Annotated in this window: 14 protein-coding genes and 1 riboswitch; of the genes, 1 reads left to right on the forward strand and 13 read right to left on the reverse strand. The window is 48.5% G+C overall.

What is annotated here, in order from left to right:
• Positions 1 to 26 precede the first annotated feature (26 nt).
• The 13 genes from glyA to NLBNIHML_RS14600 form a co-directional block, all read right to left on the reverse strand.
• Positions 27 to 1,274, reverse strand: a complete 1,248-nt coding sequence (gene glyA, locus NLBNIHML_RS14540; RefSeq protein ID WP_494354605.1) for a serine hydroxymethyltransferase — start codon at positions 1,272 to 1,274, stop codon at positions 27 to 29.
• 233 nt (positions 1,275 to 1,507) lie between these two features.
• Positions 1,508 to 2,101 carry a TIGR01440 family protein gene (locus tag NLBNIHML_RS14545; protein ID WP_169479777.1) on the reverse strand — a complete coding sequence of 198 codons (594 nt, stop codon included), beginning with the start codon at positions 2,099 to 2,101 and terminating at the stop codon, positions 1,508 to 1,510.
• A gap of 140 nt (positions 2,102 to 2,241) precedes the next feature.
• Positions 2,242 to 2,323, reverse strand: a riboswitch (ZMP/ZTP riboswitch).
• Between the two features lie 96 nt (positions 2,324 to 2,419).
• Entirely contained in the window at positions 2,420 to 2,992 is a 573-nt protein-coding gene (locus NLBNIHML_RS14550) for a low molecular weight protein arginine phosphatase (protein WP_339238201.1), read from the reverse strand.
• A gap of 58 nt (positions 2,993 to 3,050) precedes the next feature.
• Positions 3,051 to 3,611, reverse strand: coding sequence for a manganese efflux pump MntP (locus NLBNIHML_RS14555; RefSeq protein WP_339238203.1), 561 nt, complete (start codon positions 3,609 to 3,611; stop codon positions 3,051 to 3,053).
• A gap of 204 nt (positions 3,612 to 3,815) precedes the next feature.
• Complete coding sequence (locus tag NLBNIHML_RS14560; protein ID WP_494354606.1) at positions 3,816 to 5,054, reverse strand: L-threonylcarbamoyladenylate synthase; 1,239 nt, start codon at positions 5,052 to 5,054, stop codon at positions 3,816 to 3,818.
• Between the two features lie 257 nt (positions 5,055 to 5,311).
• Entirely contained in the window at positions 5,312 to 5,971 is a 660-nt protein-coding gene (spoIIR, locus tag NLBNIHML_RS14565) for a stage II sporulation protein R (RefSeq protein ID WP_339238207.1), read from the reverse strand.
• 262 nt (positions 5,972 to 6,233) lie between these two features.
• The gene (locus tag NLBNIHML_RS14570) at positions 6,234 to 7,451 is read right to left on the reverse strand and encodes an FtsW/RodA/SpoVE family cell cycle protein (RefSeq protein ID WP_339238209.1); all 1,218 of its coding nucleotides are present in this window, start codon (positions 7,449 to 7,451) and stop codon (positions 6,234 to 6,236) included.
• 307 nt (positions 7,452 to 7,758) lie between these two features.
• Complete coding sequence (locus tag NLBNIHML_RS14575) at positions 7,759 to 8,979, reverse strand: FtsW/RodA/SpoVE family cell cycle protein (protein ID WP_339257696.1); 1,221 nt, start codon at positions 8,977 to 8,979, stop codon at positions 7,759 to 7,761.
• 85 nt (positions 8,980 to 9,064) lie between these two features.
• Positions 9,065 to 9,949 carry a peptide chain release factor N(5)-glutamine methyltransferase gene (gene prmC / locus NLBNIHML_RS14580; RefSeq protein ID WP_472479416.1) on the reverse strand — a complete coding sequence of 295 codons (885 nt, stop codon included), beginning with the start codon at positions 9,947 to 9,949 and terminating at the stop codon, positions 9,065 to 9,067.
• A gap of 24 nt (positions 9,950 to 9,973) precedes the next feature.
• Positions 9,974 to 11,041 carry a peptide chain release factor 1 gene (gene prfA, locus NLBNIHML_RS14585; RefSeq protein ID WP_339238213.1) on the reverse strand — a complete coding sequence of 356 codons (1,068 nt, stop codon included), beginning with the start codon at positions 11,039 to 11,041 and terminating at the stop codon, positions 9,974 to 9,976.
• Positions 11,042 to 11,594: 553 nt separating this feature from the next.
• Positions 11,595 to 11,768 (reverse strand): hypothetical protein, encoded by a 174-nt coding sequence (locus NLBNIHML_RS14590; protein ID WP_339238215.1) that lies wholly within the window; start codon positions 11,766 to 11,768, stop codon positions 11,595 to 11,597.
• A 215-nt stretch (positions 11,769 to 11,983) separates the two neighbouring features.
• A complete protein-coding gene (ychF, locus tag NLBNIHML_RS14595; protein WP_062836948.1) occupies positions 11,984 to 13,084 on the reverse strand; it encodes a redox-regulated ATPase YchF in 1,101 nt (366 codons plus the stop codon).
• A gap of 121 nt (positions 13,085 to 13,205) precedes the next feature.
• Positions 13,206 to 13,676: a GNAT family N-acetyltransferase gene (locus NLBNIHML_RS14600; protein WP_339257698.1), complete on the reverse strand. Its 471-nt coding sequence runs from the start codon at positions 13,674 to 13,676 to the stop codon at positions 13,206 to 13,208.
• A 210-nt stretch (positions 13,677 to 13,886) separates the two neighbouring features.
• Between NLBNIHML_RS14600 and NLBNIHML_RS14605 the strand changes: the two genes are divergently transcribed.
• The gene (locus NLBNIHML_RS14605) at positions 13,887 to 14,318 is read left to right on the forward strand and encodes a hypothetical protein (protein WP_494354607.1); all 432 of its coding nucleotides are present in this window, start codon (positions 13,887 to 13,889) and stop codon (positions 14,316 to 14,318) included.
• Positions 14,319 to 14,344: the final 26 nt, after the last annotated feature.

The raw sequence follows: 14,344 nt of genomic DNA on the forward strand, positions 1-14,344 counted from the left end.
AAGAAAGCAGCATGAGCAAAGTTTTTTTAGTATTTAAGGTCGGTATAGAGCGGGAATTGATCTGTCAGTGCAGTCACTTCTGCACGCGCTTCATCCAGCTTCGCCGTATCTTTTGGATTTTTCAACGTTTTGGCAATGATCTTACCAATGGCAACCATCGCTTCTTCGTTCATACCACGGGAAGTTGCAGCAGGTGTACCAATTCGAATACCACTCGTTACAAACGGGCTTGTAGGGTCGAATGGAATTGCATTTTTGTTCACGGTAATACCGATGGAATCAAGTACATACTCAGCTTCTTTACCTGTGATGTTCACACTGCGTGTGTCGATCAGCATCAAGTGGTTATCTGTACCACCGGATACGATGTTCAAGCCTTCAGCGATCAGTGTTTCAGCCAGAACCTGTGCGTTTTTCACAACGTTCTGTGCATATGTTTTGAACTCTGGTTGCAAAGCTTCTCCGAATGCTACCGCTTTGGAAGCAATTACGTGCATCAAAGGACCACCTTGGGAACCCGGGAATACCGCTTTATCAATCGCTGCTGCCCATGCTTTACGGCACAGAATCATACCACCACGAGGTCCACGCAACGTTTTGTGTGTTGTTGTTGTTACGAAATGCGCATGTGGAACCGGGTTTGGATGCAAACCAGCAGCTACCAATCCTGCGATATGAGCCATATCCACCATGAACAAAGCACCTACATCATTGGCGATGGAAGCCAGCTTTTCAAAATCAATGGTACGCGGATATGCACTTGCACCTGCAACGATCAGACGAGGGCGGTGTTTGAAAGCCGCTTTGCGCACTTCATCATAATCAATCAGGAATGTATCTTCCTGCACGCCGTATGCCACAAAGTTGTACAGCAAACCGGAAGCGTTAACCGGGCTACCGTGCGTGAGGTGTCCACCATGGGCAAGGTTCATACCAAGTACAGTATCACCAGGTTTCAACGCTGCAAGATATACTGCCATGTTCGCTTGTGCGCCGGAGTGAGGTTGAACATTCACGTGTTCTGCTCCGAACAATTCTTTGGCACGATCACGCGCAATGTCTTCAACTACGTCCACATGCTCACAACCGCCATAGTAACGTTTACCTGGATAGCCTTCAGCGTACTTGTTGGTCAGTACAGATCCCAATGCTTCGATTACTGCTTCACTCACGATGTTCTCGGATGCAATCAGTTCGATGTTGTTCTGTTGACGTTTCAGTTCAAGATTCATCGCTTCCAGTACTGCCGGGTCATTCTTGCGCAATTGTTCCATGATTAAATTCCTCCCAGTTATAAGTGAAGTTATAAAGCGAAACTACAGTGGTTACACTCCTCACTTCGATTGCATCACCATCTTCCGATCGCTGTTATCCCCTGATTTTTCTGAACTCCCTTATAATAAAGGGAAAATCCGGTGATAAAGGCGAACGCTTTGCTTCTTCAGATTGGTGTTCCACTCTCCGTTTTTGTGTAAAGTCTAATTTAGCTTTATATTGGTTGAAGATATCAGTCACAAAATGTTGAATCTGGTTGTTCTTCCATACGATACACCGCGCGTTCGCCGCCAATTAACTTCGGACGAGTCAACGCTGTGGTCACACGCGCATCTCCAACATAGCGGAGCGCTGTACGAAAAGGTACGGCTACATGCCGGAGATGCATGCCAATCATCGTCTCCCCAATGTCCAGTCCCGCATGGGCCTGCACATGTTCAGCCAGGCATGGATCGGTCAGCGAACGATATGCTGCGGATGCCATTGAACCTCCGGCCTTGGGCACGGGTACTGCACCAACCTCAGTCAATCCAAGACGAGTAAGCACAGAACGTTCCATGACCAGCGCACGGTTCAGATGCTCACAACACTGGAATACGGTATCAAAACCGAATTCCTCCTGCACTTCGCGTATACCCGCAAGAAGCTGTTGCGCCACTTCAATAGCACCACTCGTACCAATCCGTGCCCCTGCAACTTCACTTGTGCTTGTACCGATCACAACGATCTGTCCAGGCCCAAGCTGTCCGGCAAGCGCCAGTTCATGCAGAATGGATGCGGTCTGTTCCTGCAATCCGGGTTGTTCTGAATCTAACTCTATAGTCATCCTATCATCGCCTCCCGATAAAATCATGCCCGCTGTCTCTTGGCTGTCCTTGTATTCTTGCACGGCATCTCAGGATCTATTATAGCGAATAATCAGATGAAAGACGAAAAAAAGAGCAGTCTGCGGGTAACGCAGAATTGCTCTTTTGCCCAGGCGACCGGCCGTTTGTTCCGGTGCTCCATCGTGGTTATGCCCACTTCGTCGCCAGTTACACCGGATCCCTGTTTTCCCCTTCATCATAAAACAACCCGCGTTTAAAATCAACGGTTAATTTACATCACGTGTCCTGTTTCTCTAACCTGCCCCGCAGGATCAGAATTATCCCAGCTTATCCAAAAGCCGGTCCAATGCCGTCCGAATCTCGGCCGCAGCGATATTATAATCATCACGACTCCCACCAAATGGATCGGAGATGTCGAAACTAGGAATGCGTTGTCTGATCTCAATGGCTCGCTCACGCTCCGATGCCAGGATCTCTTGCCCAAGGGCACGTTTCATCTCCAGCGTTGCAAACAGGCTGTCCAACTCCTGAACATCTCTTAATACCTGCTCGTCGTCCTCCACATACTCTTTCAATGTATAGGTTTTGTGGACAGAGTCTGGAAATACCTGCATAACATGCTGCTTATGACTCCGTGTTAATGTAAGAACCAGGTCCGCCCAACCTACCAGGTTGGCGCTTAGTTGTGTGGAATGAGGTGGACCTTCAACGTTATGATCTCTCAGAACCGCTTCCGCATGACGGGAAATCGGCATACCCGACGTAGCTGCCACACCTGCGGAACGAACCTCTACCTGAATGCCGCGCTCCGATGCCAACTTTCGCAAAAGCCCCTCTGCCATGGGGCTGCGGCACGTATTGCCTGTACATACGAATAAAATATGTTTCATTGTGTTAGCCTCCCCATTTTACATATGATGCGAATGATAGGATATCTCAAGTTTTATTCTAAAATATAAACAAAAGTCCAAACGCAAGCAAGATTGCGCCACCAATGGCCTCACCATAATCCCCAAGATTCTGACTCACCCGACGGCCTAATAGCAGACCCATCACCGACATCACCCCGCCACAAAAGCCAAAAGCCAGTACGGTTAAGATCAGATCACTGCTAAACATCCCTAAGGAAACGCCAACGGAGAACGAATCCACACTTACGCTGAGGGAGAACAGTATAACGCCGAGCAGGGAACGGTGGTCCACCAGCTTGGTATCGCCTTCACGGAATGCATTCAGAATCATATGACCACCCAGCAGAACAAGTAATCCACCTGCTGCATACGTCGTAATGTCACCGAGCAGCGAGCTGACGTATTTGCCCATATACATACCGATGAGCGGCATGATGATATGAAAGAGCGCCGTTACTGTACTGATTCGCAATACATCCCTCAGCCGAATGCCCTTCATGCCAATTCCGATCCCAAGTGAAAACGCATCGAGGCCAAGTGCAACTGCCATGATCAAAATGGTTACCAACTGCCCTACATGGGCAGACACATCCCACATCCCCATACCCCCAAGTCACGTAAAGGTTCTTGTACACGATATGCGGACAAGGACCTAAACATGACCGATGAAAGGTAAACGACGACGGATGTACTCCATCTCCATGATACATAAGGCTAGATTGTAGGCAGGTGGATGCGATGTTTTAATTGATTTGTTTTGGAAAAGAGTGCGTAGCTCTCCTGACTGTATGATCAGGAGAGCTTAGGAGGGCTGTGGGTCGCCAACTTGGATGAGTTGGTTACCCGCGGCCTTGAGCAGCCGATTCATGACGGCTGCTCCCAGCCCTTCGCGTGAGCAGGCTTCAGCCACAATATATGTGGCGCCTTGCTCATCGCAGCTGCGCAGCGCGGCGTATAGCCTGCGCGCTGCTTCCTCCAGCTCGCTGGCGTCACCCAGCGAGAACACGGCATCGGCGCGGTACTGCTCTGCGTGCTCGGCGAACGCCAGCACCGCGGTGCGCTCTCCGCGCTGCGCCGCCTCTGCGAGGGCGGCGCTGATCCAGGCCGCCACCGCTGCGGGCGGCCCCTCCACCACGCACAGCGCCCCTGCGGGTGCGTAGTGCGTGTACTTCATGCCCGGCGAGCGCGGCGCCGGGCTTCCCACGCCAGTGGACCCCTCCGCGAGTAGCACGGGGTCCGTGGCGACACGGGCGGCAACGGCGGACAACTGTTCCGCCGTAATGCCGCCAGGGCGCAGGATGGTGACGGTACCGTCGTCACCGACCTGCACCACTGTGGACTCGACGCCCACCCCGGTGGGGCCGCCGTCCACGATGCCGCCGATGCGGCCATCCAGATCCTCGCGCACATGAGACGCGAGTGTCGGACTTGGCCGCCCGGAGCGGTTGGCGCTTGGCGCAGCCACAGGGCATGCCGCCGCCGCGATCAACTGCAAGGCCACCGGATGGTCCGGCATGCGCACGGCCACCGTATCCAGACCGGCGGTGACACGCGGGGACACCGCCCCCGGCCTAACCGGCAGCACCAGCGTCAGCGGTCCCGGCCAGAAGGCCGCCATCAGCGCTTCCGCTGTCTCGTTCACTTCCGTGACCAGAGTGTCCAACTGGTCACGGTGCGCGATATGCACAATCAGTGGATTGTCGGAAGGTCTGCCTTTGGCGACAAATACAGCCTCCACGGCTGCCGTGCTACGCGCATCCGCACCCAGGCCGTAGACCGTTTCGGTCGGAAAGGCCACCGTCTGACCTTGACGAAAACAGGCTGCGGCAGCCTGCAAGTCGGCGAGCGCCCTTTGATGGGCGCTCCCCTTTTTCACATCCGCTAATTCAATATTACCCAATCCATGATCATTCTCATTGCTTAATAAAACGCGCACATCCCAATTGACTGTGACCATCTCTGCTGGAGTTCCCTTGTCATGAACCTCCATGTCATTTCCCATTTCAGAGGTGGATTGCACTTGCTCATTCTCTCTATTCATATATCCATCACATTCCTAAACATCATAATAGGTTACTTGTGCACGTGAGAAATACACTTTAAACTCCATACACATCCTTGTTCACTTCGCTTCATACTCCATGTTCAATATAAGTAATTATAACATACCTGTCCCGCCTCGGATGCCCTTCATACTTCGCTCCACGCATGAGTCTCACTGTAGCTTCAACCCCAATTCATATCAAAAGGGCAGCTCCCTGAATTGAAGCCACCCACATCTATAGTATAAATCCGTTGTTATGCGAATAACCCAGTGACCCAACTCCATAGTTTCACAGCCATATCCCACAGAAAGAATCTCGCCTCCGGTGTCTCTCCCTGCACAGACGCCTCTGCATCTCCAGGTTCAGCCGCTGCGGCCGATACGTTTGAAGGTTTCGCCAGTGCATCCCCGGTCCCTGCATCAATGAAACACAGCGGCGGGAACAACACACACCACCAGTTCTGACCTTTGCCTTCGCCTAATGTAATCCGAACCGCTTCATAATCTCCAGCAGGATACACGGTGCCTCCATATAGCTTGGTTGGGAACGGAACCGAACCCAATTCCACCTGATACTCATACTTCAAACCGCGACTGGCCAACTCTTCTCCTACTCTATTTTCAATCTCGGACAAATGCTCACGAATGACATGGCGTGCTTCATCCAGACTTTGCGGATTCTCCAGTTCGGCTACCCACTCACCCATCTGAGCAACGACAGCATCCCGAATCTCGCGTTTCACCAATTGATCTCCCGGTGCATCCGAGTTTGCTAGAATACGCAAGCGAATCGATTGTTCAGGAATCGCTGTGGCCGCCACAGCTGCATCCGTTTTCTGACCTTCCCACATCATGATCATCATCATAAGACATACAATAATAAGTCCAATTTGCTTAACAATTCGTCTGTTCATTCCGTTCTCCCCCTCAGCTCTCTGATCACGCGACCTGCAACTCTCTCATGTCTATCAGTATGCCCGGGAGAGACGGAAGTAAACCTAGCATATACAATAAATCTACTAAATCGATTCTATGATATACATACGCTCACCAGTCATGTTAAAAAGGCTGATCCGCACCTGGTTACAGGGCAAATCAACCTCGTTATCCTTATGAATCATGAACAATCACGTTAGTCGCTCCACCACTGTGCTTTTCATTAAACTATTTCAGCAGTTACACAGCACTTTTCTCTTTCTTGAGCATATTCCATAAACGTTCCGACAACCGCGGTTGCTGCTCCCCCATGAGAAGTTCATCCTCCTCTTCCTGTCCATATAACTTAATGCTCATGACCACCCCAATACAAGCCATGTTAATGAGCAGGGAGGTGCCCCCGTAACTGATGAATGGCAACGTAATCCCTGTGAGCGGCATCAGGCCGAGGAACGCCCCCACATTCTCAAACACCTGATACAACAACATTCCGATAATACCTACAATGATGACGGGTCCCGCGCGATCTCTGCAACTCAGAGCAATCCACACCATACGTTGAATCAGAATAAAGTACAACAGAATCAGTACGGATGCACCGACAAAGCCAAACTCCTCTGCGATCACGACAAAAATGGAATCCGAATACGTGTAAGGGACTCGACCGCTCTGAACGGATGTTCCTTGCAAATAACCTTTGCCGATGATGCCCCCTGAACCAATGGCTAATCCTGCATTTTTCGTATGCCAGGACGCTTTGGAGGTAGCCTTTTCCGGCACAAGCCAGGGATCAATTCGCTCCGCCCAATGCTCCCTTTTTATCTTTTCAAGAAAGGTGAATACTTCATCATGGTAGAACGTATAGGCTTTAACAAAACCAAAGAAGGTCACTCCCACAATCGTCAGTACAATTAATACGTGCTTCAGTCTCATATTTCCGATCCAGAATACCGCAGCCAGAATCACCACATACCCCAATGCATTGCCTAGATCATTCTGAGCCATAACCAGAGCAAATGGAATAAACGCCCAGCAGCCAATCGGCACAATATCTCTCCAAAATTGCAGCGTGCCTCGTTGTCTCTTCACAATTAAATGAGCAAGGAACAGAATCAGAATCATCTTGAACAGCTCTGCCGGTTGAAAAGAAAATTCCCCAAGCTTCAGCCAACCGTTGGCATTATTGATCGAACTGCCCAGGACATTAGCGAGGATCAGCAGTATAATTCCAAACCCATACAAATAAAACGCATATTTCACGTATATCTTGTAATTCACAAGCCCGATGACAAGCACCGCAATGAATCCAGCCACATAGAAATAAATCGTTTTGACATGGTGACTCGCCAGGTGAGCATCTGTTTGCGTTCCGCTGTAAATTGCAAATACACTAATAATCATGAGCAACAGCATGATGAAGAGAATCACACCATCCATCTTTTTCAACATTCTCAACATGACTCCGTCCATCCCCCTGAATCTAGCATTCTATGATTTCCAATTAAACTCAATATTTCCATTGTATATAATTGGATGATAAAATGGAAATCAGATTGCTTCAGGATGAATATCAAACAAATCAGCGGCCTATCTCCCACTGTAAAAAATAAAAACCCTGGAACAGATCATCCCTAAGTGAATAGGGCTGATCTGTTCCAGGGTTCTGTAGTTATATAAGTTAAACTAAGGATTATTTCCACTGACACTACGATAACAGAATAAACTTCCAATCGCTGTTATCCCAGATTTTTCAATTCCGAGAACGTTATTGTTCCTGCTGGGATGGCTTGCGTTTCAGCAATTTCATCACCAGATCGGTAATACTCGGTTGTTCCGCAGAGCCGAGAATATCCTCGTTTTCTTCCGTGTGAACCTTGATACTCATCACAATCCCCATACTGATCATGTTGAGCATAATGGAGGTACCACCCGAACTGATAAATGGCAGCGTAATCCCTGTAAGTGGCATCAGACCAATGAATGGACCAATATTAACAAAGATCTGGTAGAGCAGCATCGCTATAATACCTACAATAAGATAAGGTCCGGCGCGATCCTTACACTCCAGTGCAATCAGCACCAGCCTGTGAATCAGGATAAAGTATAGGAGAAGCAATACCGAGGCACCGATGAAGCCAAACTCCTCCCCGATCTGTACAAAGATCGAGTCTGCATAGGCCAGCGGCACCCGATTCGACTGAATCGTTGTGCCCTCCAGATATCCTTTGCCCGTAATACCGCCAGAACCTATCGCAAGCTTCGCATTATACGTCTGCCAGAGTACATCCCTTGAGGTCAGTTCTGGTACAAGCCAGGGGTCAAAACGATCCGCCCAGTGCGAACGTCCAATGTCATTCAGAAATTTAACGATCTCATCATGATAATGAATATATGCTTGTGTACCGCCGATAAAAGTCGCCACAGCAATAATAAAACCAATGAGGGCATGCGTAAATTTAATGTTGCCGATCCACAATAGGCCCACAAGAATGACAACATAACTTAACGCATTTCCCAAGTCATTTTGAAGCAATACCAGTAGTAACGGCGGCAGAACACAGAGTGAGATCGGAATAACATCACGTCCGAAATAGAGCGGACGATTCTTCTTTCGGGCCAAAAAGGCTGATAAAAACACAATTAGACATAACTTGAACAACTCAGCAGGTTGCAAACTGACCCCGAAGATGGACAGCCAACCTTTTGCACCGTAATACTCTTTACCAAAAAACATTACGAAAATGAGCAGCAGCATACCCACGCCATAGATATATAAATAATTTTTGATTATAAATTTATAATTGATCATCGACATTCCAAAAAAGACGATGAATCCAAAAATATAAAAAATCACTGCACTTTTCGGGAGTCCCTCCAGCTTCGGACGACCAAACGTTGTACTGTAAATCGACAAAATACTGATAACCATCAGAATAACCAGTATAAACACGATAGAATAATCTATCTTTTTAAATTTGTGCAGCATGTAATTATGTTCCCCCAAGCATTCAGAAATCTTCGGTATATCTCATTGTAGAGGATTTCACGGCAAAAAGAAAACCCGCGGAACCTTACATTTTCGTCACCTGTTCCGAAGTACGAACACCCAGGACATGCCGCTCGATTCCGGCAAGGTCCGGTACAATGATAATTTCCGGCCAATGTCCCGCCGTTTCAAGTAGAGCCGCGATGTCGCGAGCCTGCCCCTGGCCCAGCTCAAAACCAATGATCTGCGGCGGTGCAGGCAGCAGCGCCAGCTGCTCCAGCATGATCCGGTACGGTGCAAGCCCGTCCGGACCGCCGTCCAGTGCCATGCGCGGCTCATGATCGCGCACCTCTTGCTGTAACCCGGCGATATCTGCCGCCGGGATGTATGGCGGGTTGGACACCAGGATGTCCACCTGTGCCCCGGCGAACGGTGCCAGCAGATCGCCTTCACGGAAGTCGATCTGTACCCCGTTCGCGGCCGCGTTCCGCGCGGCCACTTGCAGGGCAGCCGCCGAGAGATCCCCGGCGCCGACCTGCCAGCGCGGGCGCAGTGAAGCCATCGTCACCGCGATGGCACCACTGCCCGTGCCAATATCGACGGCGAGCGGAGCGCCGTCAGGAAACACGCGGTCGGCTTCGCGCAGCACAGCCTCGACCAACAGCTCGGTCTCCGGCCGCGGAATCAGCACGGCCGGCGTGACCTCGAACGGCAGCCCATAGAATTCCTGGCTGCCGATAATGTATTGCGCCGGCTCACCCGCAGCCTTGCGCGTGACGGCGTCCTCCCAGCGGCTGCGATGCTCGCTGGGAAAAGGCTCCGGCTGCATCATGTAGTACGCGGCGCCATAGACGCCGAGTACATGTTCCAGCAGCAGCCGGGCATTGTTTTGCGGCTCGTACACGCCGCACTTCTCCAAAAAAGAGGAAGCCTCCACGAAGGCTTCCCGACAGCTCTGTTCCGGCGTCATGACAAACTGCGCTCGGGTCACAGATTATTCTCCTCTATCCATCATTTCAGTCTGCTGAGCAATGGTCAGTGCAGACAGAATATCTTCAATCTCTCCGTTCATCACCTGATCCAGCTTGTGCATGGTCAGGCCGATCCGGTGATCCGTCACACGGCTTTGCGGGAAGTTGTACGTACGAATCCGCTCACTGCGGTCACCCGTTCCCACTTTGCTCTTCCGCTCAACAGAGATCTTTGCTTCCTCTTCCATACGTTTCATATCGAAGATACGTGTACGCAGAACCTGCAACGCTTTTTCCTTGTTGGAGTTCTGTGATTTTCCATCCTGACATGTCGCTACAATTCCCGTTGGAACGTGCGTTACCCGTACTGCGGATTTCGTGGTATTAACCGATTGTCCACCGGCACCACTGGAACAGAACGTATCCACACGGATGTCTTTATCATGAATTTCGATATCAAAATCTTCGGCTTCTGGCATAACCGCAACCGTTGAAGTTGACGTATGAATACGTCCGCCCGATTCAGTTGTAGGGATACGCTGCACACGGTGTGCGCCGCTTTCGTATTTCATTTTGCTGTAAGCACCACGTCCGTTGATCAGGAAAACAACCTCTTTGAATCCACCGAGATCATTCGTGTTAACGTCCATCAGCTCTACACGCCAGCCTTGTGCATCTGCATAACGTGTGTACATCCGATATAGATCTGCTGCAAACAACGCTGCTTCATCTCCACCAGCTGCCCCGCGAATCTCAACAATAACGTTCTTGTCGTCATTCGGATCTTTTGGCAGCATGAGTACACGAATCAATTCGTCCAGTTCCTTCTGGCGAGTACTCAGTTCTTCAATTTCCATTTTGACCATTTCACGCATCTCATCATCCAGTTTCTCACCCTGCATTTCCTTTGCAGCTTCGAGATCCTGACTTACCTGTTTGTATTCCGTGTACGCTTCATAAGTCGGTTGCAGATCGGATTGTTCTTTCGAGTATTCCCGCAGCTTTTTGTTGTCACTTGCCACATCCGGGTCACACAAAAGCTCGCTCAATTTGTCATAACGGTCTGCTAACGCCTGTAATTTATCCAACATGTATAGTCACCTCACGCATTATTTTGTCCAAGCACATTACATTTTCAATAATGATTTCAATTCAACATTAATTACATTTATAATCTATATTCCACAACGCACAGGATTCTCAATGAATCCCCTGACCGCAGCATGTATTCATATTCATGTATGATCGACGTATAACATCGCTACAACGTCATCAAATCCTTTACTTTTAAAGTGATATCAAGAAATCGTGTACCCTGTATGAAACTCGCTTCGACTCATCGGTTACAGTGCGAATTTTAACGTGGTATACGACTCTTAATTATAGCATATTCTTATGGTTCTGAATAGTAACTGTTCCGCAAGCGGATGAACTATTTTTTGGTGCTGCAAGATACAAAATGAAATTGTTGTTCGATGTGGTTCCGAAATGATCCTACTGTGGTATAATACAAGTATAGCAAGTGTAAAATAAACAAAAGCCACGATGCGCTAACATCGTGACTTCTCCAACAAAGGCCGGTGGGCGACCACGGCGAATTTCAATCAAACGAATGAAAAACCACCGGATTGCAAGGCGACCAACCTAATCCCGGTGGTTTTTCTTGTTCCGCGCTGCTTTCCACGCACTGCATACGGCTATTAACCCCACTGCAATACTAATTAGCTTGTCGCTAATTTCTAGGAAATGCTGCACTACTGCAAGAAATGACACGGCGTCACCCCCTTTCGGGTAAGCATCACCGTATCGATTATCCACCGGTTACTTTGTCTCCTCTATTATACCATAATATGCCTATTTACATCTCTATCTCAGCAGTTGATTTTGATTATGAAAACAAAGAACCCGTTTCTCTTGGAAGACTATTCTCCGTTGCATCCTCATCTTCAGAGCTCTAAGTTAAAGACCCCACGAACTTCACGAAGAAGGTCGTAGGGTCATAATTTTAAGTCTACATATAAATGTGTAACAACTTAAACGTTGAAACGGAAGTGCATAACGTCGCCGTCATTTACAACGTACTCTTTACCTTCAAGACGAAGTTGTCCACGCTCTTTGGCACCGTTCATGGAACCTGCTGCCACCAGATCGTCATAAGAAACAACCTCGGCACGGATGAATCCGCGTTCGAAGTCCGTGTGGATAACACCCGCTGCGCCTGGCGCTTTGGTACCTTTACGGATTGTCCATGCACGAACTTCCTGTACACCTGCTGTGAAGTATGTGTACAGACCGAGCAATTTGTAAGCCGCTTTGATCAACAGGTTCAGACCGGAATCCTCGATACCGAGTTCTTCCAGGAACATTTGTTTATCTTCGCCTTCCAGCTCGGAGATCTCTTCTTCAACCTTCGCACTGATTGGCACCACTTCTGCGTTTTCAGCAGCTGCGAATTCTCTTACTTTTTGCACGTAAGCATTGTTCGCCACGTCGCCAATTTCATCCTCAGCTACATTGGCTGCGTACAAAACAGGCTTTAGAGTGAGCAAGTGCAGATCACGGATGATCAGAAGCTCGTCATCTGTAAGTTCCATGCTGCGTGCCGGCTTGTCATCGTACAGAACAGCCTTCACTCTCTCCAACACTTCTACTTCTTGAGAGGCAGTCTTGTTGCCGCCCTTCATGTTTTTCTTGGAGCGGTCGATTTTCTTCTCAACACTCTCGATATCAGCCAGGATCAGCTCCAGATTGATGGTCTGGATGTCGCTTACCGGGTCGATTTTACCATCGACGTGTGTGATGTTCTCATCTACAAAGCAACGTACCACGTGTACAATTGCGTCTACTTCACGAATGTGGGCAAGGAACTTGTTACCCAGACCTTCGCCTTTGCTCGCACCGCGAACCAGACCCGCGATATCTACAAACTCAAACGCCGTTGGTACTGTTTTCTTAGGTACAACGAGTTCTGTCAGTTTGTCCAAACGCTCATCGGGTACTTCAACGATCCCCACGTTAGGGTCAATTGTACAGAACGGATAGTTTGCCGATTCGGCACCTGCTTGTGTAATTGCATTAAACAATGTAGATTTACCAACGTTAGGCAAACCCACGATTCCAGCTTTCAAAGCCATGTATATGACAACTCCTCATTGATTACTTGTTCGGTATGGATAATCCTATACATTATATATGACAAACCTCAAGGCATCAAGGAACTTCGCCAATTCGACCAGCGTCCCATCCGCTATCGGTTTACCCTTTGATTTCCTTGTACATCGTTAGATCCGTTACTTCATATCCCATCTTGCGATAAAGGCTACTCGCTCGCACATTATGTCCAAACACATGCAATCCGATGCGATCCACGCCAAGACTCAAGGCCGTCTGTTCAAGCGCCTCCATCGTCTCTGTTCCATACCCTTTACCGCGGTGTGCTTCTTCAACCACAATGTCCAGTAAAAATGCATCTTTACCACGACGATTATCCGTGATATTAAACCAGATATACCCCACATTTCCGTCCACAGGATGCACTAGATTGTAGAGATATGCTCCGGGTGTATTCAAACCTTCTGGCAGATAACGTTCATAAGATTCCTCGGCCAGTTGCTGCGCCTCTTCCTCCGCCCAAGTGCCTGCTTCTACTTTTTCCTGTGCAAAATCCTTAATCGATCGAATGCAAAAACTCGCATAATCTTCCTGATTCATTGGAGAAAGTTCCATTTATTCCCTCCTTATTTTGAGTGATCTTCATTATGTAGGATCCCTGTGCAGTCCTTATTACACTGCTAGTATCTTATTGTATCCTGTTCTCCCGCTTGGCGCATGAAGTAATTCTGACGATTTGAACTCCAATTTCATATGTATCCATTTTATCTATAACTTTTGATCTCCTCCCATCGTTTATACCTCATAGGAAAGGAGTGCATTATCTTGTACACACATCGCCGATTCTCCAAAAAGAAAATCATTATCTTGTCCGCCATCGTACTCGTCATAGGTATCGTCGCCTTTAAGAGCTTGCTGAATGCAGTCGATCCCTTTCGCCACTTGAGAATCACAATCCACAATCAGTCTGACTATAACCTCACCAATATTCAGACTAACTTAGCCCAAGGCGACTCGTATAATACCAACGAGAGTGGCTCCACCTACGTATTCAAAAAGGATATTCCCAGCGGAGCAAAAGTGAAATTCGCCCCACAGCTGAAACTTTCCGGAGAGGGTACTGTCTCTTTAGAGTTTACAGACAGCCGCGGTAAAACCTATAACAAAATGGTTTGCGGTTATACGGAATACTTGTCCGGCAATTCATACGTTACTGTAACCAATGAGAATGTCACTGTGAAAGAGGAATGTATGTAAAGGGTATATCAGTCATTCATCAAAAA

This window comes from Paenibacillus sp. JNU01 (assembly GCF_059130585.1).